This window comes from Pseudomonas sp. MYb185 (assembly GCF_002979975.1).
In the GTDB taxonomy this organism is placed as follows: Bacteria; Pseudomonadota; Gammaproteobacteria; order Pseudomonadales; family Pseudomonadaceae; genus Halopseudomonas.
Genome location: NZ_PCQD01000006.1, coordinates 237,904 through 263,022 on the forward strand (window position 1 = coordinate 237,904; position 25,119 = coordinate 263,022).

At 60.6% G+C, this 25,119-nt stretch carries 21 protein-coding genes; 13 read left to right on the plus strand and 8 right to left on the minus strand.

From position 1 onward, the window contains the following. Nucleotides 1–24: 24 nt before the first annotated feature. Nucleotides 25–1,188, minus strand: coding sequence for an acyl-CoA dehydrogenase family protein (locus tag CQ007_RS11780; protein WP_105646020.1), 1,164 nt, complete (start codon nt 1,186–1,188; stop codon nt 25–27). A gap of 61 nt (nt 1,189–1,249) precedes the next feature. Then, entirely contained in the window at nt 1,250–2,077 is an 828-nt protein-coding gene (locus CQ007_RS11785) for a MaoC family dehydratase N-terminal domain-containing protein (RefSeq protein ID WP_105646021.1), read from the minus strand. Nucleotides 2,078–2,221: 144 nt separating this feature from the next. Between CQ007_RS11785 and CQ007_RS11790 the strand changes: the two genes are divergently transcribed. Continuing rightward, a complete protein-coding gene (locus CQ007_RS11790; RefSeq protein ID WP_105646022.1) occupies nt 2,222–3,112 on the plus strand; it encodes a LysR family transcriptional regulator in 891 nt (296 codons plus the stop codon). Nucleotides 3,113–3,224: 112 nt separating this feature from the next. On the opposite strand, the gene CQ007_RS11795 is transcribed toward CQ007_RS11790, so the two are convergent. Beyond that, on the minus strand, nt 3,225–4,052 hold the full coding sequence (locus CQ007_RS11795) for a zinc-dependent peptidase (RefSeq protein WP_218278872.1): 828 nt from the start codon (nt 4,050–4,052) through the stop codon (nt 3,225–3,227). A gap of 122 nt (nt 4,053–4,174) precedes the next feature. Between CQ007_RS11795 and yddG the strand changes: the two genes are divergently transcribed. Beyond that, complete coding sequence (yddG, locus tag CQ007_RS11800; RefSeq protein ID WP_105646024.1) at nt 4,175–5,089, plus strand: aromatic amino acid DMT transporter YddG; 915 nt, start codon at nt 4,175–4,177, stop codon at nt 5,087–5,089. Nucleotides 5,090–5,206: 117 nt separating this feature from the next. On the opposite strand, the gene CQ007_RS11805 is transcribed toward yddG, so the two are convergent. Then, nucleotides 5,207–6,106, minus strand: a complete 900-nt coding sequence (locus tag CQ007_RS11805; RefSeq protein ID WP_105646025.1) for an MBL fold metallo-hydrolase — start codon at nt 6,104–6,106, stop codon at nt 5,207–5,209. Nucleotides 6,107–6,318: 212 nt separating this feature from the next. Between CQ007_RS11805 and CQ007_RS11810 the strand changes: the two genes are divergently transcribed. Continuing rightward, nucleotides 6,319–7,290 carry a GlxA family transcriptional regulator gene (locus CQ007_RS11810; protein ID WP_105646026.1) on the plus strand — a complete coding sequence of 324 codons (972 nt, stop codon included), beginning with the start codon at nt 6,319–6,321 and terminating at the stop codon, nt 7,288–7,290. A gap of 3 nt (nt 7,291–7,293) precedes the next feature. Here CQ007_RS11810 and CQ007_RS11815 read toward each other — a convergent pair whose 3' ends face one another. Further along, complete coding sequence (locus CQ007_RS11815) at nt 7,294–8,739, minus strand: glutamine synthetase family protein (protein ID WP_105646027.1); 1,446 nt, start codon at nt 8,737–8,739, stop codon at nt 7,294–7,296. A gap of 269 nt (nt 8,740–9,008) precedes the next feature. Between CQ007_RS11815 and CQ007_RS11820 the strand changes: the two genes are divergently transcribed. The 10 genes from CQ007_RS11820 (at nt 9,009) to CQ007_RS11865 (ending at nt 19,559) form a co-directional block, all read left to right on the plus strand. After that, a complete protein-coding gene (locus tag CQ007_RS11820) occupies nt 9,009–9,779 on the plus strand; it encodes a gamma-glutamyl-gamma-aminobutyrate hydrolase family protein (RefSeq protein WP_105646049.1) in 771 nt (256 codons plus the stop codon). Beyond that, the gene (locus CQ007_RS11825; RefSeq protein WP_105646028.1) at nt 9,776–11,122 is read left to right on the plus strand and encodes a glutamine synthetase family protein; all 1,347 of its coding nucleotides are present in this window, start codon (nt 9,776–9,778) and stop codon (nt 11,120–11,122) included. Before CQ007_RS11820 ends, CQ007_RS11825 begins: the two co-directional genes overlap by 4 nt. A gap of 51 nt (nt 11,123–11,173) precedes the next feature. Then, nucleotides 11,174–12,544, plus strand: coding sequence for an aspartate aminotransferase family protein (locus tag CQ007_RS11830; RefSeq protein WP_105646029.1), 1,371 nt, complete (start codon nt 11,174–11,176; stop codon nt 12,542–12,544). 209 nt (nt 12,545–12,753) lie between these two features. Then, on the plus strand, nt 12,754–13,851 hold the full coding sequence (locus CQ007_RS11835; protein ID WP_105646030.1) for a polyamine ABC transporter substrate-binding protein: 1,098 nt from the start codon (nt 12,754–12,756) through the stop codon (nt 13,849–13,851). A 166-nt stretch (nt 13,852–14,017) separates the two neighbouring features. Beyond that, entirely contained in the window at nt 14,018–15,154 is a 1,137-nt protein-coding gene (locus CQ007_RS11840) for an ABC transporter ATP-binding protein (protein WP_105646031.1), read from the plus strand. Further along, nucleotides 15,151–16,050 (plus strand): ABC transporter permease subunit, encoded by a 900-nt coding sequence (locus tag CQ007_RS11845; RefSeq protein ID WP_105646032.1) that lies wholly within the window; start codon nt 15,151–15,153, stop codon nt 16,048–16,050. Before CQ007_RS11840 ends, CQ007_RS11845 begins: the two co-directional genes overlap by 4 nt. Continuing rightward, nucleotides 16,047–16,922, plus strand: coding sequence for an ABC transporter permease subunit (locus tag CQ007_RS11850; RefSeq protein WP_105646033.1), 876 nt, complete (start codon nt 16,047–16,049; stop codon nt 16,920–16,922). The genes CQ007_RS11845 and CQ007_RS11850 overlap by 4 nt, the downstream gene beginning before the upstream one ends. Before the next feature lie 246 nt (nt 16,923–17,168). After that, on the plus strand, nt 17,169–17,798 hold the full coding sequence (locus CQ007_RS11855; protein ID WP_105646034.1) for a TetR/AcrR family transcriptional regulator: 630 nt from the start codon (nt 17,169–17,171) through the stop codon (nt 17,796–17,798). 42 nt (nt 17,799–17,840) lie between these two features. Then, on the plus strand, nt 17,841–18,341 hold the full coding sequence (locus CQ007_RS11860) for a DUF4334 domain-containing protein (protein WP_158256765.1): 501 nt from the start codon (nt 17,841–17,843) through the stop codon (nt 18,339–18,341). Between the two features lie 87 nt (nt 18,342–18,428). After that, nucleotides 18,429–19,559, plus strand: a complete 1,131-nt coding sequence (locus tag CQ007_RS11865) for an aminotransferase class V-fold PLP-dependent enzyme (protein WP_105646036.1) — start codon at nt 18,429–18,431, stop codon at nt 19,557–19,559. Nucleotides 19,560–19,638: 79 nt separating this feature from the next. Here CQ007_RS11865 and CQ007_RS19205 read toward each other — a convergent pair whose 3' ends face one another. The 3 genes from CQ007_RS19205 to tssI form a co-directional block, all read right to left on the minus strand. Next, nucleotides 19,639–20,838 carry a hypothetical protein gene (locus CQ007_RS19205; RefSeq protein WP_256582275.1) on the minus strand — a complete coding sequence of 400 codons (1,200 nt, stop codon included), beginning with the start codon at nt 20,836–20,838 and terminating at the stop codon, nt 19,639–19,641. Further along, on the minus strand, nt 20,835–24,035 hold the full coding sequence (locus CQ007_RS11875) for a toxin VasX (RefSeq protein ID WP_105646037.1): 3,201 nt from the start codon (nt 24,033–24,035) through the stop codon (nt 20,835–20,837). Before CQ007_RS11875 ends, CQ007_RS19205 begins: the two co-directional genes overlap by 4 nt. Next, a partial coding sequence (gene tssI, locus CQ007_RS11880) for a type VI secretion system tip protein TssI/VgrG (protein ID WP_146114578.1) occupies nt 24,032–25,119 on the minus strand: 1,088 nt, incomplete at its 5' end. The genes tssI and CQ007_RS11875, both read right to left, overlap by 4 nt.

Sequence of the window (25,119 nt, forward strand, 5' to 3'; positions counted from 1 at the left end):
TTCCTTGTAGTTGCCCGGAGACGATCAGAAGCTGCGCGGCAGATCGAGAATGTGCTCGGAGACATAGGACAGGATCAGGTTGGTGGAGATCGGTGCCACCTGATACAGCCGGGTCTCGCGGAACTTGCGCTCGACGTCGTATTCGTTGGCGAAGCCGAAGCCGCCATGGGTCTGCAGGCAGGCGTTGGCCGCTTCCCAGGACGCCTTGGCCGCCAGGTACTTGGCCATGTTCGCCGCCGCGCCGGCGTTGCGTCCGGCGTCGTATTCCTCACAGGCGCGCCAGCGCATCAGGTCGGCCGCCTCGATCTCGATATGCGCCTCGGCAATCGGGAACTGCACACCCTGGTTCTGGCCGATCGGCCGACCGAACACCACCCGGTCCCTGGCATACTCGGTGGATTTCTGGGTGAACCAGTGGCCGTCACCGATACATTCAGCAGCGATCAGCGTGCGTTCGGCATTCAGGCCGTCGAGGATGTAGCGGAAGCCCTTGCCCTCTTCGCCAATCAGGCTGCTGGCGGGAATTTCCAGATTGTCGAAGAACAGCTCGTTGGTCTCGTGGTTGACCATGTTGGCGATCGGCTGCACGGTCATGCCGTTGCCGATGGCCTCGCGCAGATCGACCAGGAAGATCGACATGCCATCGGCCTTGCGCTGCACCTCGGCCAGCGGCGTGGTGCGCGCCAGCAGGATCATCAGGTCGGAGTGCTGGATACGCGAGATCCACACCTTCTGGCCGTTGATCACATACTTGTCGCCCTGCTTCACCGCCGTGGTCTTGATCTTGGTGGTGTCGGTGCCGGTGGTCGGCTCGGTCACGCCCATCGACTGCAGGCGCAGCTCGCCGCTGGCCAGTTTGGGCAGGTAGAAGCTCTTCTGCTCGTCGCTACCGTTACGCAGCAGGGTGAACATGTTGTACATCTGGCCGTGCACGGTGCCGGAGTTGCCACCGCAGCGATTGACCTCCTCGAGGATGATCGAGGCCTCGGCCAGGCCCAGGCCGGAACCGCCGTACTGTTCGGGAATCATCGCCGACAGCCAGCCGGCCTGGGTCAGGGCGCTGACGAAGGCCTCGGGGAAGCCCTTGGCCTCGTCGATCTTGCGCCAGTATTCGCCGTCGAACTCGGCACACAGGGCGCGCACACCCTCGCGGATGGCGTTGTATTCGTCATTCAGGTACGGATTCATCTCGGTTCCTCTCATCAGCGGCAGCCCGCGCCGCAGCTGGTCATCACGGTTGCTTGAATGCTCAGTCGAACTGCACGTCAGCCTGCTGCGCCATGCCGTCGGCATTGCCGGTCCACAGCTCGGCCTTGCCCGGCTCGACAATGCGGCCACCGGCCACGAAGGGCTGCGGCGCGATCAGCGGCCGCAGTCCGCGGTAGGCGAAGCGCCGCAGGCGGGCCTCGGGGTTGGCCCGGCAGAAGGCGCGCAGATTCAGTGTGGCCATCAACGGGCCGTGGACCACCAGGCCCGGGTAACCTTCGGTCTCGGTGACATAGGGCCAGTCATAGTGGATACGGTGGCCATTGAAGGTCACCGCGGAATAGCGGAACAACAGGGTCGGGGTGGGCGTGACCGGCTCCTGCCAGTCGGCCTCCGGCAAGGCCACGCCGGCGGACAGCTTGGGCGGGCTCGGCTCGCGATAGACAATATCCTGCTCCTCGCGGATCGCCAGTAGGTCGTCCTGCAGATAATCGTGCTGCACGGTGACGAACAGCAGCGAGCCAGTGCGGCCGGCCTTTTCCTCGATCTTGAGGATGGTGGACACGCGCTTGGCCTCGGCACCCACCCGTAGCGGCTGATGGAATTCCACGCGGCCACCGGCCCACATGCGGTTGCGGTTGTCCGCCGGCGGCAGGAACCCGCCCCGGGCCGGATGCCCATCACCACCCAGACCGGACTCGGCCACCGCCGGCTGGAAGAAGCACCACTGCCACAGGGGCGGCAGGGGCTCGCCCGGTTGTGGCGCCGCCTCGCCGAAGGTGGCGGCAATGCGCTGAATCAGGTTCAGGCTCAGGTGGTCATGGATATCTTCGCTGCGCCCGACCCAGGCGGACAGTGCAGTATCGCTCATCGGTATGCATCCCCGTGGCTGCGTTGTTGTGTCGCAACCTTGCCAAGGAGCCGGCGATCTGTGAATCTGCATTTCAGCAAGGGTGCGTTCGGTTCTGATTAACGCCAACCCGGACGCCAGTATCCACGCGGAAAACAGTTATCCATGCATTTCGATTTATCCGACCTTCGCCTGTTCATCCACATCGCCGAATCGCCCAGCCTGACCCAGGGCGCGCGCAAGGCCTTCATCTCCCCGGCGGCAGCCAGCGTGCGGATCAAGAGCCTGGAGACCAGCTTTGGCAGCCGGCTGTTGTACCGTGACAGCCGCGGCGTCGAGCTGACTCCCGCAGGTCAGCTGTTTCTGCAGCATGCGCGACTGATCATGCGCCAGGTGGATTACATGAAAAGCGAGTTCACCGAATACGGTGCCGAGGCCGCCGGGCATATCCGCATCTTCGCCAACACCACCGCCGCCACCGAGTTCCTGCCTGATGTGCTGGCTGGTTTTCTCGCCGAACGGCCGGGGGTAACGGTGGATCTGCAGGAGCGCCTGAGCCGGGATATCGTGCGCGGGGTGCTGGATGGCTCCACCGACCTGGGCATCATCGCCGGGCCGGTCGAAGCCCAGAACCTACAGGTGATCCGCTTCAGCACCGACCGCCTGGTGCTGGCCACCCCGCTGGATCATCCGCTGGCCAGCCGCCAGAGCCTCAAGCTGCTCGACACCCTGGGCTACCCGCATATCAGCATGCACGAGGGCACCACCCTGCTGCGCTTCCTGCAGGAACAGGTGGCGCTGCATGGGCACAGCCTGAACATGCGCATCAAGGTCTACAGCTTCGAAGCCATGTGCCGGATGGTCGAAGCGGGTGTGGGCATAGCTGTGCTGCCGGACTCCTCGGCCCGCCGCCACCAGCGCACCATGAGCCTGTCGGTGATCGAACTGGACGAACCCTGGCGGGTACGCGAGCGCAGCATTCTGGTACGGGATCTGCAGGCGCTGCCCAAGGTGATCCGGGCGTTGATCGAGTTGATGCAGAGTAAAGGCGAGTGAAATCGCGCTACCGACGGGTGCAACCCGGGTTGGCGAGCCCCTGCTCGCCGACAAGCTACGCACCCACTGCGACTTTGCAGGCGTAGCGCAGGCGCGCTACACCCCGAGCCCCTTATGACTGCAGCAGGTCCTGCCGATAGAAGTCCGCCAGATGCCGATATACCCCAGGCCAGGCGGCCTGCAGCGGCTCGGGCTGCTCGAAGAAGGTTTCCGACAGCACCGCGAAGAACTCCGCCGGGTCTTCCAGCGCGTACTCATCCACCGGCAGCGGCTCGCCCTGCTCGGCGCGTCTGGCCAGATCATCCCAGGCCGCCTGCATATCCTGCTTCCAGGCAGCAGCATCCATACCCGCATGCAAGGGTGGCGCACCGTTGGCCGACGCATCACGCATATCCAGGGTATGCGCCAGCTCATGAATGACCACGTTGTAGCCGTCGCCCTGCCCCGAATGCCAGACATCCTCCAGCGACAACACCACCGGCCCGCGCTCCCAGGCTTCGCCACTGCGCTCGCTGACTTCCTGATGGACAATACCGAACTCATCTTCCCAGCTATGCTCGGCAACGAAGGGCCCGTCATACAGAATCAGCGTCCGCCAGCCGTCATACCAGTCCAGGCCCAGCTCCAGCACCGGAACGGCGGCCATCCCCGCGATGCGCAGGCGCAGCCGGTCGTCCAGTTCAGCATCATTGATGGCGACCAGATGCTTGCGCAGCAGCAGGCGCAGGGCCAGTTGCTGGATGCGCTGTTGCTGCTCCAGCGGGTAGCGCTGATACACCGTCCAGTCGCCCAGTGCGGCATGCCATTGCGCGGAGGTAACCGCTAGTCGGCGTAGCTGGCGATCTTCCCGCCAGTAACGCAGACGCTGCCACCAGCCCGAAGCAGCGGGCGCATTCAACTTGGCTACGATGACTCTCTCCTCCCGACTCGACAAGAACAATGACACTGACTCCGAATCGCACCGATAAACCCGTGCGTTCCAGGCATGCCTTGAGTTTGACATCCTCCCCTGCGACTGGCCATTCTGCTCTGCCGCTGTTTCCTCAACCCTGATGGAAAGTCATGACCCGCAACAACGCCACCCTGATAGGTTTGATCGCCATCCTGCTATGGAGCTCGATCGTGGGGCTCATTCGGGGTGTAAGCGAACACCTGGGCGCGACCGGTGGCGCGGCCATGATCTATACCGTGGCAGCTGTTTTTCTATTGTTTTCCGTGGGTCCCACCCGGGTCAGTCGATTCCCCAAACGCTATCTGTTCTGGGGTAGTCTGCTGTTCGTGACCTATGAGCTGTGCCTGGCCCTGTCCATCGGCTATGCCAACTCCAGCAGGCAGGCCATCGAGGTCGGCATGGTGAACTACCTGTGGCCGGCCTTCGTCATGGCCGCTGCCATCCTGTTCAATAGGCAACGAGCCAACCTGCTGATCCTGATACCCGGCTTTGTTCTGGCCATTCTCGGTATCTGCTGGGTGCTGGGCGGTGACGAGGGGCTGCATCTGCCGAGCATGCTGGCAAATATCCAGGACAACCCGCGGAGCTATGGACTGGCCTTTAGCGGCGCACTTATCTGGACCCCTTACTGCACGGTAACCGCGCGGATTTCCGAGGGTAACAATGGCATCACCCTGTTCTTCATGCTCACTGCGCTGGTGCTGTGGCTGAAGTACCTGTTTATCGGCGGCGAGCCAATGCACTTCAGCCTGCAGGCCATCGTCTACCTGGTGCTGGCTGCGGCCGCAATGGGTTTTGGTTACGCAGCCTGGAACGTCGGCATTCTGCACGGCAACGTCACCGTGCTCGCCGGCGCTTCGTATTTCATTCCGGTGATCTCGGCGGCGCTGGCGGCATTGGTATTGCAAACACCGCTATCGCTATCGTTCTGGCAGGGCGCGGCCATGGTCTGTGTGGGTTCCATCCTGTGCTGGGTGGCCACACGAGGAAAGCGCAGCAGAATGCAGGAAGCCACTGCTAACTGAGAGAGGCGTCAAGGCCGCTAATCTGCAAACGCAAAAAGCCAGGCCGCTAATCTGCAAACGCAAAAAGCCAGGCCGCTGTGGTAACAGCAGCCTGGCTCTATATTCAGGGCTCAGCATTCAGAAGTTGAGCGTCGCACCGTCTTCAGGAATCTCGACACGATCTGCGATGCCCTGTTCCTGCACATACTCGCGCAGCTCTTCGCGGGTCAGAGCCATGTGGTTGATGGCATCCATGTGCGTGGCAACGATGGTCGCATCCGGAGCTGCCTGGGATGCGCGCAGCACATCTTCCTTGCCCATGATGATGGAGCCATCAAACCCATTCATCATCGCATAGCCTGCGTTGATCAAGACGATCTGCGGGCCGTAGTCCTCAAGCGCCATATCGACTTCATCACGCCAGATGGTGTCGCCCACCAGGTACAGTGTGTCGTAACCAGGTGATTGGAACACCACACCCATGGCCTCTCCAAGTGCAGTAGCGAGTTCCGCAACAGCATACATTTCGTCAGTGCCATGCTGACCGCCAACCTGACTAAGGGTCACTCCATTGAACTCGGCCCTGGAAAGAACGCGAACATTGGTAAAACCCTGCCCACGGATCATCAATGCATCAGCCAGGTTCTGTACAAAAAGCGGGATGTCCTTCGGCAACAACTCCTGTGCCGCATCATCCCAGTGGTCCAAATGGGTATGGGTGACGATCACGGCGTCGATACCAGCCAGGACTTCTTTCTCGGACATCGGCAGATCTACCAGCGGGTTACGCAGGTTGCTGCGATAGGTGCCTTCGAAGCCGGGGTAGGTGCCTTTTTTCGCCAGCATCGGGTCGACCAGGAAAGTGGTGTCACCGTAGGTAATCTTCACTGTGGCATTGCGGATCTGTTGCAGCTGCACTGCCTCGGTAGCAGCGGGTGCGGTGGCGTCAACGCTAGCAGGCTGTGCTTGGGCAAAGGTCGCAGCGATGCTCAGACTCAGCGCCACGGCGAGCGAGCTGGCAAGGGTTTTCATGGTCATGTGCATCTCCTGGGAATAGCCAATGAAAGTGAGCCGCTATTGTCGGCTTGACCCATCCCTGTTTAAAGTGGCCTGAATGACAATATTAGTTATAAATGGGCCATTCCTCTTCTGGTACTCGCTACCTTAATTTTGACCCGAATCCATACATACGTTAATTTTGGGCAGGATAGGGTTCGTCCAGCGCTTCTCCTTCAGCCTCGAGGCATGCAATGTCTGTCATCCGTGTGGTTATCCTGACTTTTGAGGGCGTGAGCCTGTTCCACCTCTCTGTCCCCGGTATGGTCTTCGGTGCGAGTGATGGCCCCGCTCTGGCTCGCTATGAAGTACTGTATTGCGCGCAGATGCCCGGTCAGATTCGCAGCGACCAGGGCGTGATAATTGAGGTACCCCATGGCCTCGATGTCATGGCGGACGCCGATATCATCATCGTTCCGGCCTGGAGTGATGCTGGAGAACCGACATCCCCCGAGCTGACCGCCGCATTGCGACAGGCCAATGAGCAAGGCAAGCTGATTGTGGGTTTGTGTCTGGGCGCTTTCGCTCTCGGCCATGCGGGCCTGCTGGACGGACGGGAGGCCACCACCCACTGGGTAGCGCGCGAGATGTTTGCCCAGAGCTTCCCTCACACCCTGTTTCGGCCCGATGTGCTGTATGTCGCCGATGGCAACATCATCACCTCCGCCGGCACGGTGGCCGCCATCGATTGCTGCCTGCATCTGCTGCGCGAGCGCCACGGTTCCGAGGCGGCCAATCACGTCGCCCGGTTGTTAGTCACACCACCGCACCGGGCCGGTGGCCAGGCGCAGTACATCGAACGGCCACTGCCCCGCTGCGCGAATGACGATCGCTTGCCCGGCGTATTGGAATGGGCTCGCGAGAACCTGTCGCAAACGCTGTCAGTCGATGCGCTCGCCGAGGTGGCGAAAATGAGTCGGCGCACCTTCACTCGCCGCTTCCGCGAGGCCACCGGTACCACGGTGAGCAAATGGCTGAATACCGAGCGGGTCGCCAGAGCCCAGCAATTGCTGGAGACCACCGATCTGTCGATCGAGCTCATTACTGCAGAGGCCGGCTTCGGCACGCCGCTGGCGCTGCGTCAACAGTTTGCAGCGCAACTGGGAACCTCACCGTCCAGTTATCGGCGCAACTTTAATAGCCAGACAAGCCAGGTAGTGCCCTAGCCGCTACACCGTGTGCAGGTACCACATGTACTCCAGATCCGAGATGGTCCGCTCGAACTCCTCCATCTCGCTCTCCTTGCACAGCACGAAGACATCGAGGTATTCCTCGCCGATGTATTCCTTCATCACCGCCGAGCCTTCCAGTTCGCGCAACGCATCGCGCAGGTTGGTCGGCAGCGACGGCTCATGCTGTTCGTAGGCGTTGCCCTCGGTCATCGGTGGCGGCTCGATGCGGTTGCTGATGCCGTAGTGGACGGCCGACAGCAATGCCGCCATCAACAGGTAGGGGTTGGCATCGGCGCCGCCGAGGCGGTGTTCGATGCGCATGGCCTCCGGCTCACCGCCCGGCACGCGCACCGCCACAGTACGGTTGTCGATGCCCCAGGTGGGTGCACAGGGCACGAAGAAGCCCGGACTGAAACGGCGGTAGGAGTTGACGTTGGGACACAGGAAGGCCATGTACTGCGGCAACGTTTCCAGCAATCCGCCGATGGCCCAGCGCAGGGTCTCGGACAGCTCGCCATCGGCATTCGGGGCGAAGGTGTTCTGGCCGTCGCGCTCCAGGCTGATATGCACATGCATGCCGTTGCCCGCCTGGTCGTGATAGGGCTTGGCCATGAAGGTGGTATCCATCTCATGGTCGTAGGCGACGCTCTTGATCACCCGCTTGAGCAGCACGCTGTAGTCGCAGGCCTTGACCGGATCATCGACGTGGTGGAGGTTGACTTCGAACTGGCCGGGGGCCGATTCGGCGACGATGGCGTCAGCGGGGATGCCCTGCTCGTGGGCAGCTTCGATGACGTCCTCGAGAAATTCAGCGTATTCGTCCAGGTCATCCATGGAGTAGACCTGCACCGAGTTGGGACGCTTGCCGGAGATCGGTGAGCGCGGCGGCTGTGGGCGGCCGGTGATGTTTTCCTGGTCAATCAGGAAGAACTCCAGCTCGAAGGCCGACACCGGCTTGAGGCCCAGCTCGGTGAAACGCTCGACCACCCGCTGCAAGACATAGCGCGGGTCGGCAAAGAACGGCGTCTTGCGGTCCAGTTCGTACATGGTCATCAGCAGCTGCCCGGTCGGGCGCTTCTGCCAGGGCTCCATGCACAACGTACCGGGGATCGGCAGGCAGATGCGGTCGGCATCGCCAATTTCCACACCGAGGCCGGTTTCCTCCACGGTAGTGCCCTGGATATTCAGGGCGAATACCGATGCCGGCAGGGCGATACCGCGCTCGAAGGCCTTGACCAGCGCTGAGCGGTCGATCCGCTTGCCGCGGACGATGCCGTTCATGTCGGCGATCAGCAGATCGATGAAGTGAACCTCGGGATAGGCAGCAAGAAAGGTTTCGGCTTCCCGTACTGAGACGGGAGCTGCAACAGTATCGGCAGCGTCAATGGTAATGACCTTGGCGGGCTCGGTACCGACGCCCGTGACATCGGCTGGGGAGGGCATGTTCTTCACCTGTTATTTGTAAAATATATCAATCATGTCTCTCTTGTCTGAGAGTAAATCCGAAAGGCCCCGGTGAGTCAATAGAACCCCAAGCGCCCCAAAACAGGGCGCAGCGCACCCTCTATGACCATTGCGACGACCTTGCGAAGGTGTATCCCCACCCTTGCCATCATCAGATCATCATCATTTTGTGGTTAGTATTTTTTGTTGCTATTGTATGAAAAATTGAACAATACACTTTGCAAGCCGCTACCCGCGCAGACGCCATCATGCCCGAGACCCGCAAGCCGTTGATCGGCATTTCCTGCTGTACCACCACCTTCGGCCCCCATCCGTTTCACATGGCCGGTGAGAAGTACATTCTCGGCGTACTGCAGGGAGCCGATGGGCTACCATTGCTGATCCCGGCGCTGGGTGCGCAGTTGCCACCCGATCAACTGCTGGACACCCTCGACGGCCTGCTGTTCACCGGCTCGCCATCCAACGTCGAGCCGCATCATTATGCCGGGCCCGCCAGCGCACCCGGCACCCTCCACGACCCCCAGCGCGACGCCACTACCCTGCCGCTGATCCGCGCCGCCATCGAACGTGGCGTGCCGGTGCTGGGCCTGTGCCGCGGTTTTCAGGAAATGAATGTGGCCTTTGGCGGCAGCCTGCACCAGCGGCTGCATGACGTGCCCGGCTTTATTGAACACCGGGAAGACACCAGCCAGCCGGTGGATGTGCAATATGGCCCCGCACATGGGGTACGCATCGAACCTGGAGGACTGCTCGACCGCGTCAGCGGCTGCAGCTCGGCACAGGTCAACTCCCTGCATACCCAGGGCGTCGATCGTCTGGCCCCCGGTCTGCAGCCCGAAGCGACGGCGCCCGACGGACTCATCGAGGCCTTTTCCGTTACCGCGGCCAGCGGCTTCGCTCTTGGTGTGCAATGGCACCCGGAGTGGAAGGTAATGGAAAACCCGTTCTACCTGCGTATATTCAAGGCGTTTGGTGACGCCTGCCGGGCGCACATGGCCCGGCCCAAGAGGACTGTATGAACAAGATTGAAGCCTTTCTCAAGGAACACAGAATCACCGAGGTCGAATGCATGGTCAGTGACCTTACGGGCATCGCCCGGGGCAAGATCGCACCGACCGCCAAGTTCATGTCGGAAAAGGGCATGCGCCTGCCCGAAAGCATCCTGCTGCAATCGGTCACCGGCGATTACGTGGATGACGACATCTATTACGACCTGCTGGACCCAGCGGACATCGACATGATCTGCAAGCCGGATGACGACGGTATCTATCTGGTGCCCTGGGCCATAGAGCCCACCGCGCAGATCATCCACGACTGCTACGACAAGCAGGGCGAGCCGATCGAGATGTCGCCGCGCAACATGCTGAAGAAGATCCTGCGGCTGTATGCCGAAAAAGGCTGGAAGCCATTGGTGGCTCCGGAGATGGAGTTCTACCTGACCAAGCGCAACGACGACCCGGATCTGCCCCTGCAACCACCGGTCGGTCGTTCCGGACGCCAGGAAACCGGACGCCAGTCGTTCTCCATCGATGCTGCCAACGAGTTCGATCCGCTGTTCGAGGACATGTATGACTGGTGCGAGGCCCAGGGCCTGGATCTGGATACCCTGATCCACGAGGAAGGCACCGCGCAGATGGAGATCAACTTCCGCCATGGCGATCCGCTGCACCTGGCCGACCAGGTCCTGGTGTTCAAGCGCACCATGCGCGAGGCGGCGCTCAAGCATGATGTGGCTGCCACCTTCATGGCCAAGCCGATCACCAACGAGCCAGGCAGCGCCATGCACCTGCACCAGAGCATCGTCGACGTCAAAACCGGGGAGAATATCTTTTCCAACCCGGACGGCAGCATGAGCGAGCTGTTCCTGCACCATATCGGCGGCCTGCAGCGCTATATCCCGGATGTATTGCCGCTGTTCGCGCCCAACGTGAACTCATTCCGTCGTTTCCTGCCGGACACCTCGGCGCCGGTCAACGTCGAGTGGGGGCTGGAAAACCGCACCGCCGGACTGCGCGTACCCGACTCCAGCCCGCAGAACATGCGCCTGGAGAACCGCTTGCCGGGCGCCGATGCCAACCCCTATATCGCCATCGCCGCCAGCCTGCTGTGTGGCTACCTGGGCATGATCAACCGTATCGCCCCCACCGCTCCGGTAGAGGGCCGCGCCTACGAACGGCGCAACCTGCGCTTGCCGTTCTCGCTGGAGTCGGCTTTGGAGCGCATGGAACAGTGCCAGGATGTGCAGGAGGTGTTGGGCGAGAAATTCTGCCGCGGCTATATCGCGGTCAAGCGGGTGGAAAACGAGAACTACAAGCGCGTCATCAGTTCCTGGGAACGGGAGTTTCTATTGCTGAGCGTATAGCGCCGGGCCGCGCGCCCATCGGTAACACAGCGGATCACAGGAGTACCGACCATGACCAGAGCAGGCAAACCCACCACAGCTGAACTGCAGGCACTGGACGCAGCCCACTATCTGCATCCCTTTACCGATCACAAGGATCTGGGCAGCCGGGGCGCGCGCATCATCGAGCGCGCTTCAGGGGTGTATCTGTGGGACAGTGACGGCAATCGCCTGCTCGACGGCATGGCCGGGCTGTGGTGCGTCAACATCGGCTATGGCCGTACCGAGCTGGCCGATGCCGCCTACCGGCAGATGCTGGAGCTGCCCTATTACAACAGCTTCTTCCAGTGCACCCACCCACCGGCGGTGCAGCTGGCCAGCGCGATAGCCGAGCAGGCGCCGGCGCACATGAACCATGTGTTCTTCACCGGCTCCGGTTCCGAGGCCAACGACACCGTACTGCGCATGGTGCGCCGCTACTGGGACCTGCAGGGCCAGCCGCAGAAGAAAGTGGTGATCGGCCGCATCAATGGCTACCACGGCTCCACCGTCGCCGGCGCCAGCCTCGGCGGCATGAGCGCCATGCACGAGCAGGGCGACCTGCCGATCCCCGGCATAGTGCATATCCCCCAGCCGTACTGGTACGGCGAAGGCGGCGACATGAGCGAGAACGAATTCGGCCTGTGGGCGGCGCGCCAGCTGGAGGAGAAGATCCTGCAGGTCGGCACCGACAAGGCTGCCGCCTTCATCGCCGAGCCGATCCAGGGTGCCGGCGGGGTGATCGTTCCGCCGCCGACCTACTGGCCCGAAATCAAGCGCATCGTCGACAAGTACGGCATCCTGCTGGTGGTCGACGAGGTGATCTGCGGTTTCGGGCGTACCGGCGAATGGTTCGGCAGCCAGTACTACAACCTGCAGCCGGATCTGATGCCGATCGCCAAGGGCATGACCTCCGGCTACCTGCCGATGGGCGGAGTGATCGTCGGTGAACGCGTGGCCTCCTGCCTGATCGAGAGTGGCGGCGAGTTCTTCCATGGCTATACCTATTCCGGTCACCCGGTGGCGGCAGCGGTCGGTCTGGAAAACCTGCGTATCCTGCGCGACGAGCACATCGTCGACTATGCTCGTAACGAAGCCGCACCCTATCTGCAGAACAGGATCGCCGCGCTGGCGGAGCATCCGCTGGTTGGCCAGGTGCGCGGTGTTGGCATGCTCGGCGCCTTCGAGCTGGTGCGTGACAAGGCCAGCCGCGAGCGTTTCCCGGGCAAGGGTGCTGCCGGCTCCCTGTGCCGCGACCTGTGCATCAGCAACGGGGTGGTTATGCGTGCGGTGGGTGACAGCATGATCATGTCACCTCCCCTGATCATTCAGCCGGAGGAGATCGATGAACTGTTCGAGAAGGCCTGGCGCAGCCTGAACATGGCGGCGCAGGAATTGATCTAGGCCGCCGCGTGCTCTATCCGTGCGCAGAGACCTTGCATACACTATCCCGGCTGGCCGAACTGCCTGCCGACAGGGAGCGTTCGTAGCAAAGCGGAACCCGGATCACCTCCGGGCGTTGATCGATCAACCGATGGCGGCTGGCGCGTCCGGCCAATGACAGAACAGACCGGTCCAGCCCCAGGGACGGCGTCTGTAACAGGAGACAGAGCATGAAACCGACAATGCACAAGACGTTGCTGGCTTTGGCAGTGACCGGACTGTTCGCTGGCGCAGCGCAGGCTGCCGGACAGTTGAAAATCTACAACTGGTCGGACTATATCGCCGAGGACACCATCGCCAATTTCGAGAAGGAAACCGGCATCAAGGTGACCTATGATGTATACGACTCCAACGAGGTACTGGATGCCAAGCTGCTCACCGGCCGCTCCGGCTTCGACATAGTCGTACCGTCCAACCACTTCCTGACCAAGCAGATCGAGGCCGGCGTTTACCAGAAGCTGGACCACAGCAAGCTGCCGAACATGAAGAACCTCAACCCCGATCTGATGGACGAGATGGAAAGCATCGACCCGGGCAGCGAGTACTCGATTCCCTACATGTGGGGCACCAACGGTATCGGCTACAACATCGACAAGGTGCAGGCCATCCTCGGTGATGACGCCCCGCTGGACTCCTGGGATCTGGTATTCAAGCCGGAGGTTGCCGCCAAGCTGGCCAGTTGCGGTATTTCCATGCTCGATTCCGGTGACGACATGCTGACCTCGGCCCTGCAATACCTGGGCCTGGACCCCAACAGCAACAGCGCCGACGACCTGAAAAAGGCCGAGGAGCTGCTGATGAGCGTGCGTGGGCATGTGACCTACTTCCACTCCTCACGCTATATCTCCGACCTGGCCAACGGCGAGATCTGCGTCGCTGTGGGCTTTTCCGGTGACGTATTCCAGGCCGCCGACCGGGCTGATGAAGCGAAGAATGGAGTGAATATCGGCTACAGCATCCCCAGCGAAGGTACCCAGCTGTGGTTCGATATGATGGCCATTCCCAAAGGTGCGCCGAACGCCGACAACGCGCACACTTTCATCAACTACATACTGCGCCCTGAAGTGGTTGCGCCGATCACCGATTATGTGGCCTACGCCAACCCCAACCTGGCGGCCAACGAGTTTGTCGACCCGGAGGTGCTGAACGACCCGGCGATCTATCCCACAGAGGAAGTCATGGCCAAATTGTTTGTGGCCAAACCGCGTCCGCTGGCATCTCAACGGATCATCACCCGCGCCTGGAACAGGATCAAATCGGGACGCTGAAGCAAGCACCGTCATTGCTGAAGCAAAACGCCGTCATTGCGAGCCCGAAGGGCGCGGCAATCCACGGGACTGGCCATCCAGCGTCGGGCCGGGTGTTGATGGATTGCCGCGTCGCTGCGCGACTCGCAATGACCGGTATTGGATATCTGATCAGAGGGGATAGTCTATGGTGGGCGCAGCAGGGGCCATGAAACAGGCCATGGCCAAGAACGAACCGGTCGAATTCGTCAAGATCGAGCGCATCAGCAAACAGTTTGATGACGCTCTGGCCGTGGATGACGTAACCCTCACCATCAACCGGGGCGAGATCTTCGCCCTCTTGGGCGGCTCCGGCTCGGGCAAATCCACCCTGCTGCGGATTCTGGCCGGCTTCGAAAAGCCCAGTGAAGGCCGGGTCTTGCTCGACGGCCAGAATATTACCGACCTGCCGCCGCACAAGCGGCCGATCAACATGATGTTCCAGTCCTATGCGCTTTTCCCGCACATGACCGTGGAACAGAACATCGCCTTCGGCCTGAAGCAGGACAAGCTGAGCCGCAGCGAAATCGCCGAGCGCGTGGCAGAAATGCTCAAGCTGGTGCAGATGAGCAAGTACGCCAAGCGCAAGCCGCATCAGCTGTCCGGTGGCCAGCGCCAGCGCGTGGCCCTGGCCCGCTCCCTGGCCAAGCGCCCCAAACTGCTGCTGCTCGATGAGCCCATGGGCGCGCTGGACAAGAAACTGCGCTCGCAGATGCAGTTGGAACTCGTGGAAATCATCGAGCGGGTCGGCGTGACCTGCATCGTGGTCACCCACGACCAGGAAGAGGCCATGACCATGGCCCAGCGCATCGCCATCATGGACCAGGGCTGGATCGTCCAGGTCGGCACCCCGGTGGATATCTACGAAAGCCCGGTCAGCCGGCATGTCGCCGAGTTCGTCGGCAGCGTGAACATCTTCGAGGGCGAGATCGTCGCCGACATGGAAGACCACGCGATGATCCAGTGCCCACAGCTGGACCGGCAGATCTACGTCGGCCACGGCGTTACTACCCGCGCCCAGGACAAGAGCGCCATCTACGCCCTGCGCCCGGAAAAGGTCTTCGTCACCACAGAGCAGCCCGAGCAGCCCTACAACTGGGCCCACGGCGTGGTGCATGACATCGCCTACCTCGGCGGCCATTCGGTGTATTACATCAAGCTCGACAGCGGCAAGATGGTGCAGGCCTTCTTCGCCAACTCCGAACGCCGGCTGCCGCGCCCGACCTGGGAGGACCAGGTCTACGTCAGTTGGGATGACGACGGCGGCGTGGTACTACCGACATGAGAAAACGCCTGCGCCTGCCCAGCGGCAAAGCCCTGGTAATCAGCATCCCCTACCTGTGGATGCTGCTGTTCTTCCTGTTGCCCTTCGCCATCGTACTGAAGATCAGCTTCTCCCAGGCGGCCATCGCCATCCCGCCCTACGAGCCGATCTTCCAGTACGCCGAGCAGGCGCTGACGGTTGTCCTGAACATGGGCAACTACATCTTCCTGACCCAGGACAGCCTGTATGTGGCCGCCTACCTCGGCTCGCTGAAGATCGCCCTGGTGGCCACCCTGGTATGCCTGGCGCTCGGCTACCCGATGGCCTACGCCATCGCCCGCGCCCCGCGTGAACGCCAGCTGATCTATCTGCTGCTGATCATGATGCCGACCTGGACCGCGATCCTGATCCGGGTCTACGCCTGGATGGGTATTCTCAGCAGCAACGGCCTGCTCAACTCGATGCTGCAATCGCTGGGGCTGATCGATACGCCGCTGCAGATTCTCAATACCGATACCGCGGTGTATATCGGCGTGGTCTATGCCTATCTGCCATTCATGGTCCTGCCGTTGTACGCGAACCTGGTCAAGCACGACCAGACCCTGCTGGAGGCAGCGCTGGACCTGGGCGCTGGGCGTATCCAGGCATTCTGGAAGGTGACCGTGCCGCTGTCCCGCTCCGGTATCATCGCCGGCTCCATGCTGGTGTTCATTCCGGTAGTCGGCGAGTTCGTCGTCCCGGAACTGCTCGGCGGCCCGGAAACGCTGATGATCGGCAAGGTACTGTGGCAGGAGTTCTTCAACAACCGCGACTGGCCGGTGGCCTCCGCGCTGGCCATCGTCATGCTGGCGCTGCTGCTGATTCCGATCACCCTGTTCCATTACAACCAGGCCCGGGAAATGGAGAAGAAAGCATGAGGCGTCCCGACTTCTCCAGCGTAGTGCTGTGGCTGGGCCTGCTGTTCATCTACCTGCCGATGGTGATCCTGGTGATCTACTCGTTCAACGCCTCACGCCTGGTCACGGTGTGGGGTGGCTGGTCGGTCCACTGGTACGTCGGCCTGCTGGACAATACCCAGCTGATGAATGCCGTCAAACGCAGCCTGCAGATCGCCTTCTATACCGCCACCGCCGCGGTGGCGCTAGGCACCCTGGCCGCCTTCGCCATGACCCGCATCAGCCGCTTTCGCGGCCGCACGCTGTTCTCCGGCATGGTCACCGCGCCGCTGGTGATGCCCGAGGTGATTACCGGCCTGTCCCTGCTATTGCTGTTCGTGGCGCTGGCACAGATACTCGAATCACTGCTCGGGGTGGTATTCGACCGCGGCATGTTGACCATCTGGATTGCGCATACCACCTTCTCGGTAGCCTATGTCGCCATCGTCGTCAGCAGCCGTCTGGGTGAACTGGACCAGTCGATCGAGGAGGCAGCCCTGGATCTGGGCGCCCCGCCGTGGAAGACCTTCCTGCAGATCACCGTACCGATGATCGCACCCTCGATCGTCGCCGGCTGGCTGCTGTCCTTCACCCTGTCGCTGGATGACCTGGTACTGGCCAGCTTCGTCTCCGGGCCCGGTTCGACCACCCTGCCGATGGAGATCTTTTCCGCGGTGCGCCTGGGGGTCAAGCCCGAGATCAATGCCATTGCCAGTATCATCCTGCTGGCCGTGTCGCTGCTCACCCTGCTGATCTGGCTCGTCGCCCGGCGGGCCGACCGCCGCAGTCGCATGCCGCCGCCGGATGAGGAGCAGCCGCGCTGGAAGGCCACCGCGGGCGACCAGCCCCGCTGACCTGGCACAGGGGCCCAACCGACACGGGCTCCTGTGGATTTCTTCCGCTCCGCACTTTCCGCTTGGCAATCCTGCCTGCATGGCGTTACCCTACAAATGTGAATGAACATTCATTCTTTGGTAAAACAATAACAGAGGACCACAACATGAGCGGCACCGATATCTCTATCTTCCAGCCATACCAGACTTTCTACACCTGAAACACGAAGCTCTGTACAGACAGTCGGAAGCGGTTAGAATGCAGCAATGAACAATCATTCCAAGACCGCCAACAACCAAGCACAGGCCCCGGTGAAAGCCGTCCGGCCAAGGATCAAGGACAAGCGCAGCGCCATCCTGCGCGCCGCACTCAAGGTATTTGCCGAGGGTGGCGTGAATGGCGTACCCATGCCGGTGGTGGCGCAGCAGGCCAATGTCGGCACGGGGACCATCTATCGCTACTTCGCAAGCAAGGAGCTGCTGGTCAATGAGCTGTTTCGCGAGCAGAAGCTGGCGATGAACCAGCGCCTGTACCAGGACCTCGATCTGCAGCGGCCGCCCCGCGAGCTGTTCGCCGAACTGTGGCAGCGCATGGTGCTGTTTACCCGCCAGGCGCCGGAGGCCTACCGCTTCATGGAGCTGCAGGACCATCGTCCCTATCTGGATGAAGCCAGCCGCACCCTGGAGCATGAGGCACTGGCACCGGTGGTCGCGCAGTACCGCACGCTGCAGTACCGCGGCGTGTTCCGCAGCGACATCCGCGCCGAGGTGTTGATGGCGCTGGTGTGGGGCGCTTTCGTCAACCTGATCAAGTCCGAGCGTGATGGGCATATCAGTCTGACCGAGGAGGACATAGCCGCCGCCCGTGACGCTTGCTGGGACCTGTGCACCGGTTGATCCGACTGTCCGTACTCCAACATCATCATGAGGATGAACAAGATGCGGATTCTACCCCGAACCCTGGCCGCCTTCGGCCTGACAAGCCTGATCGCCGGCCAGAGCCTGGCCAGCGATGTGGAACAACAATGGCTGGAGATGATCGCCAGCGGTAAAGCCTATTCGGCAGAGACCCTGATGCCGCTGTTCAAGCAGCTTGAACCGGTGGATACCGACTTCATGGTCGGCACCTGGAAAGGCGGCAAGTTCGACGGCGGCGCCGAGCCCGACCCGATCAACTGGTATGGCAAGCGTTTCACCTCCCTCACCGACGTCGAGCCGCTGCTGGTGACCAATGCCGATGGCGAGGTGGTCACCTATGATCGGCTCGGCGCGGCACAGATGCGCCATATCGAGTTTGATGGCAAGGCATCCGCCGCGCTGATCTATGACAGCCAGCCGATCATGGACTACTTTCGCAAGGTCAATGAGGATGTGGTTATCGGCCTCGGCGACATCAAGGGCAAGCCTGCCGACTTCTTCTTCCATCTGACCCGGGAATGACCGGCACTTGCAATCGGCCAGTATTGGGATAGGGTTCTATAATCCGCCGGCTTTGCCGGCGACCCTTCCTGCCAAGGAGAATTGCCCGTGTCCAGCCTGGTTCCCACCATCGACCCTGACGGCCTGTTCGAATATTCCGTCGTCTTCACCGATCGCTCGCTGAACCACATGTCCGCCGAGTTTCAACAGGTGATGCGCGACATATCCGCCACCCTGCGCGAGGTATATGGTGCCGACGGCGTCGCCCTGGTGCCAGGTGGCGGGACCTACGGCATGGAAGCGGTTGCCCGGCAGTTTGCCCGTGATCAACGCTGCATGGTGCTGCGCAATGGCTGGTTCAGCTACCGCTGGTCGCAGATCTTCGCCGCTACCGAACTGCCCGCCGAGGAAATCGTGCTCAAGGCCAGGCCGACCTCCGATACCGCGCAGGCCTCCTTCGCTCCGGCGCCGATCGAGGAAGTAGTGGCAGCCATTCACGCGCAGAAACCCGCCCTGGTATTCGCCCCCCATGTGGAAACCGCCTCCGGCATCCTGCTGCCCGACGATTACCTGCGTGCCGTCGGTGAAGCAGTCCAGGCGGTGGGTGGACTGTTCGTACTCGACTGTGTAGCCTCCGGCACTCTATGGGTCGACATGCGCGACTGCCGGGTGGACATCCTCATCAGCGCCCCGCAGAAGGGCTGGAGTGCCTCCCCCTCCTGTGCACTGGTGATGCTCAGCGCCCGGGCGCTGGAACGCGTCGAGCAGACCACCAGCAACAGCTTTGCCTGCGACCTGAAGAAATGGCTGCAGATCATGCGCGCCTATGAAAACGGCGGCCACGCCTACCATGCCACCCTGCCCACCGATGCGCTGAAAAAATTCCGCGACACCATGTTGGACATGCGTGAGTACGGCTTCGGCAAGCTCAAGCAGGAGCAGCTGGCGCTCGGCAAGGCAGTGCGCTCGCTGCTCGAGAGCAAGGGCTTTGCCAGCGTCGCCGCCCCCGGCTTCCAGGCACCCGGCGTGGTCGTGAGCCATACCGACGACGATGCCATCCACAGCGGCAGCGCCTTCGGCGCGCAAGGCCTGCAGACCGCAAGCGGCGTGCCCCTGATGTGCGATGAGCCGGAAGGCTTCAAGAGCTTCCGTATCGGCCTGTTCGGGCTGGACAAGCTGCGTGATATCGACGGGGCAGTTGGCCGGCTGGAACAGGCGTTGGCGGCTATCTCGGGCTGAGCAATTGAGCCTAGCTGATGTAGTGATCGCAGCTCAGAAAGGGGCTTGCCCATTTTCATGCAGGCCCCAGCCAACCCTTTCACCCCTGCATGACGATACCCTTGGCCTCCTGCATCGCATAGTAGTCCTGCCTGTTCAGACTCGGATCGATCTTCGCCCGCAGGATGCACGGCTGCTGCTGCCACTTCATCTCACGATGGCGCCTGGTCAGCTCCGGACGCTCCAAGCGTGACCAGCGCCTGTAGGTAGTCTTGCGCCATGTCTGCGGATCACGCCCGACCTTGCGGTCATGTTCGGCGGTAGTCGGGTCCAGATGGCGGAACTGCTCCAGGATCGGCAGATCGGGCAGCGGCTGGGTCACATCCATATAGCGCTGCAGGGTATCCCATAACGCCATGGCCTCCTCCTGAGCCATATCCAGTCCATGCAACTTGCCACCCAGAAACAGCTCCCCATAAGCATAGCGATGATGCAGCCAGAGCGAAAAGCCGCCACTGCCATGAGGGCCGGGCCGGTACTCCAGGCTCGCATCGAACTCATAGAAAGGGGCACTGAAAGTACCGGCAAAGCGACGGTGGAAAGTCACCATCCCAGTCTGCCGATTGAAGCCACTACCGTCGTGCTGAGACCACCGAAGATAGCGATCGAACAGGAAGTCCCAACCAATAAAGCCCATGAAGATGCTCAGCAGCATGCCGCCAATGCACCAGAGGGCGGTGATGGCTTCCGGGGCAGGATAGGCGATGATCACACCGAGCAGCGCAATACCGCCGGTTAGTCCAGCCTGGATGAAGTAGCGTTTGTACCTGGGGGGTTCGGAACCGATATGCCAGAAGCTGAGGCCAATTAATGTGACCATGCATAGCGGAAAAAAAATACCACGAACTATATTCTGAAACTGAATATTTATACTCAGAAGAGCTTCACTCAAAGAAGCAAGCGCAATCAGCCACCAAATCCATGGACCAAAAAGAATGGCGATGTATTTTAGATACGGGTGTAGCATCAGTAACTTATTGCTGTTTTCGAAACGCCATATCTTATGGGTAAGGTAACACTTGTCTTCGCCAGCCTCATCCAACAAGAAACGCGCCTCAGGTTGCAGTTGCATATCAAGCAACTGCCAGGGTTCGCTATAGACATAGCTTCCCCATTTCAGTGGTATACGGCGCAGTTCACCCCGCTGTCCTTCTTCCTGCCAGCGATGCGGCGGCTGCGTAGGTATCGCATTGCTGCGATAGGCGGAGCTGCTGTAATACTTGGATTCTTCGCTATTCATGCTTTAAAAAATTCGGACTGTTCAATCAGCCAATAGGGGTAGGATGTATTACGCTCCGCCGGACGATCAGAGGGTGAATACGCTTGCCATTCGCGGGGTTCCGGTTGCGGAAGAACAATATGCCCGTAACCGGGAAAGGCATCACCGACTCTACAACCGGGCTCGCCCAATTGGAATTGGGCGAAAATACGCAAACCATGTTCAAAGGTCTGGTGTAGACGCAGATAATCACCTGCACCAGGCAAATCAAACGCGCTTGGCAATACGAATAGTAGACGATTGGCATCCAGTACCACCGCGTTCAAACGGATACCTTGCACACGGCGGTAACTGTAATTCCAACCACTAGAATGGGACCTGGTGCGCTGCACTTCCCTTGCCTGCAGCTGTATATACCTACCATCCTCGAACTGGCTCAGCAGCGGACAATAGAGTTCCACCACCCAGTCGCTCGGTGACAACGTGATCCTAGCTTCCCCTCGCGCCAGATTCAGTGCTATCTGATCCCGCGTGTTGGCGCTACTCCACCAGTCAGCCATACGTTCGATTGTTACCCTGGATTGGCCCATGCTGCCAAGCAGTTGTTGGTAGGCTGTTAGCGGGTTGTCCATATGAGGTAGACGGCGCGCCTTGCCAAAAGGGCCGTGCATTATGGCTTGCTCCACCTGCCCCGCACGCAGTATTGCAGCACCTGATGCCCCACCGATAACCAAAGCCAAACCAATAGCTAGCGCCCAAGGGCTAGCTAACAGACCAACAGTATAAAGGGCCCACATCCCGGCACCACTCATGGCCACGAGGTTACCCAGCCCTGCCGCATCATCACCTATTCTGAATGCCCGTCCCGAGTCCCAAGCAAATAGCAAAGCGTTCAACCCTAGCGCGGCAGTGGAGCCAACTCTTGTCCAATTTAGCCAGCTACTTCCGGTGCGCTCTACAAGGTTTTTTGCCCAGAAGCCAGAGGTCTGAAAACGCCCTTTTTCCCAGAAAACATGCCAAACAGACTGACCATTAATGTTGTTCAGAATCCTTAGAGACAGATTATTCGCGGCAACAACCAAGTCCGTAAAAGCTATCCCGGCTTTAACGTCATCTGCCAAGTCACGACCATTTTTACTGGTAATGGTCTCATGGACGTTTACATACAAGCTCACCAACGCTGCCGCCGTCGCAATACCCGGCAATACCGCGCTACGTGACACCGCATTCAATGCCTGTTGACGTACCGCACCCTGACGCCATTGCCGATACTCATCGATCAAGGGATCATTGGCTTCCGCCGCCACCACCATGATTTTACCCAACTCACGGCTGGCAAACCCCATGCGTTCCGCGGCCTTGCCGCTGCTGGTAGCCACAGTCCGGCCGCCTTTACTCTCGAGATTGGCATACAGGTAATTCTGCCGCGTCAACGTCTGACGCTCAGCTGCACTCAAGCCAAAACTGTACCCGCCTCCGTGAACTCCCAATACCACCATGTTTTTTGCTAGCGCCTCGCCCTGAGGCATGAATCGCAGGTTCGCCGCCTGAGTATGCAGCCGGTTGGCCAGGTTAAGCGTCGGTGCGAAATGCCGGTGTAACTCGACCTGAGTTACCGAATCACTTTGCGCCAGGCGCTTGACCACACCAGCGCTGACGATAGCCACATGGTTGATGACCTCATCGAGCGCCGCTGACAGGCTTTGACTGGCAGACGAGAAACTCAGCAGCGACAAAGTGCTTAACCCCATTTTCGCTGGATCTGCGTCCCCCTGTTCCTGCAAAGCCTCGAGTGCCGCCAGAGTTACCAAAGCACCATCGTTCTGCACCCGGAAAAGCGCCTGACTGATCGGATCGGTACCAGCCACCAATCGCTTAGCCTGCTCCAGCGTATCAGTTGCCAGACGGGTATCTGGCCTATCCACACAGCGTGGATCACAGGCTGCTGGCGAGCGGTTAAGCAATTCGAGCATTTCCACTAGCAGTGCATAAGGCTCGAGTAACAACTCGTCTTCACAAAACTGCCAGTCACGGTAAACCACGGCCATTTCATGCCGGAGCAGCTCCAGCACTCTCCGTTGTAGCAACGCCAGGTAGTCCCGAGCGCGCTTGCGCTCATCATGCAGGTTGGCGGCACGCAAGGCCTGACGGTCGATGTGATGGGAATATGACGTCAGCGGCCCGTTGGGAGCGTAAGCACCCTGATATAAAAGCTCAGCATAATGTCCGTAGGGTTGGTAAGGAACCAGTGCATTCAACAGTTGCAAGTGCTCCGCCGCCAGACGTGATTGGGCAACGGCATGTCGCACAGTGAACAGCGGATCGCTCAGAATAAAACCAACAAGGCGCGGATAACCGCGCAGCTTGTATTCACTCAGCGTGTCACTGAAGCCGGCAATTCCAGGTAACGGCTCGGGGGTGGACTCCCCCGTGTTGGATGCCAGCTCCTGCTTGCGTTGGTGCAATTGACGTAGTAGACAATCTGCAGGCAGCTCGGCAAGCGTGTGGGTAAGCTGGTAAGGATCTTCGAGCAGTGTCTCCAGATGCAGATCCCGTGCGCACAAGCCCCGTGTGTTCTGCGTGAGCTGAAAGGCAGGAACGGTCTGGCTGGGCTGCCAATGCTGGGGATCAATCACAGCAGCGGCCCAAGCCGGGCGCAGCGTCTGGGTACGGGCGTGAATACGCGCCGGGCTCCCCTCCAGCCATTCTATGTATTTCCATGGCCACGGCATTTCGCTATAGGCAAGACAGACATCGTCGGCCACGTGGGCGCCTTGCAACATGGCTGGAAGCACCAGCGTATGTTGTTTTACTCCTACCGCCGGACGCATCGCTCCCGCCATCTCTGCACTGGCTCGTTCACGCCAATCGGCGACGTCCACATCGGAGAACCCACCTTTACCGTCGCTATGTAATTCGCGCCACAGCTTATTGCGCCAGAAAATATACAGATACCCTTCCCGCAAAGTGCTACCACGCGGCGAGTCACCCAAGCCATCGCGTCCAGGCAGCCGTCCCAGAGGAACAATGGTAATGAAGGTGTTCTGTTGTATCTCCTGTTCTTCCTGATGACTGCGCATGTTGGATTCAACCGGCAACTGCAGCATGCCGCCATCAGTACGGGGAATGTTGAGTACCATGGTGGCATTCTGGGAGCTGCGATACTCGGCACGTTTGCGTACTCCGTGCTCCAGCGACTCATCAACAAAGTCAGTCATTCCTTGTTCTCCGGCTCAATCACTTCAATTCGGGAACTCCAATCAGGGTCGCCCCACACGTCAGCGATCAGGAATTGTTCACGCTCTTCAGTGACTGGCTCCATTGACTGATTCGGTATTGCAGAAATCAACGTTCTTCCCGCCATAGCGGCGTCGAAGATTGTTGTTCTTTCGGCCCCTAACGGTGCCGCGCCCGCCCCCTTCCCCGGGCTACCTCCAGCGTTCAGCTTGACGGCTGGGCCGACCAGATTGATTCCCCCAGGGGTAATGCAGACAAAGCTTCCGCCGGCAGTGAGGGTGAGTTCACTGCCGGCTTCGATGACCATTTTCTGTCCGGCTTTGAGGTGGATTTCGCGACCGGCTTCACTCAGGTGGGCAGTGCCGAGCTTGATGTGCTGGTTGTTGCCGACGGTCAAGTGGTCGTCGGATTTGATCTCGGTCCTGCGGTCGGCGTGGGTGGTGTGGTGCTCCTCGGCCAGGTTTTCGGTGTAGCGGTTGGCTTCGATACGCTCATGACGTTCGTTGCCGACCCGGATTTTCTGGTCGTGCTGGATGTTCTGGTCCCAGTCGCGCTGGGCATGGATGAAGATCTGTTCCTCGCCGGCCCGGTCTTCGATACGCAGTTCGTTGAAGCCCTCCCCGCCGGGGCTGCTCTGGCTCTTGAACAGGCTGCGGGTCTTGTGGGCTGGCAGTTCGTAGGGCACCGGATGGGCGCTGTTGTACAGGCAGCCGCTGACCAGCGGCTGATCCGGGTCGCCTTCCAGGAAGCTGACCAGCACTTCCATGCCGATACGCGGGATGGCGATGCTGCCCCACTGGTTGCCGGCCCAGCTGCTGGCCACCCGCAGCCAGCAGCTGGTGTGGGCGTCGGCCTGGCCTTCGCGGTCCCAGTGGAACTGCACCTTGATGCGGCCCTGGGCGTCGCAGTGGATATCTTCACCTGCGGGGCCGGTGACCACGGCGGTCTGGGTGCCCAGGATCTTGGGTTTCTTGTGCTGCAAGGCTGGGCGGTGGGAAATGGATTTGTCGCCCGGAACACGGATACGACCCTGTACGTTGGCCCCGGGGCTGGCGATGAAATTGA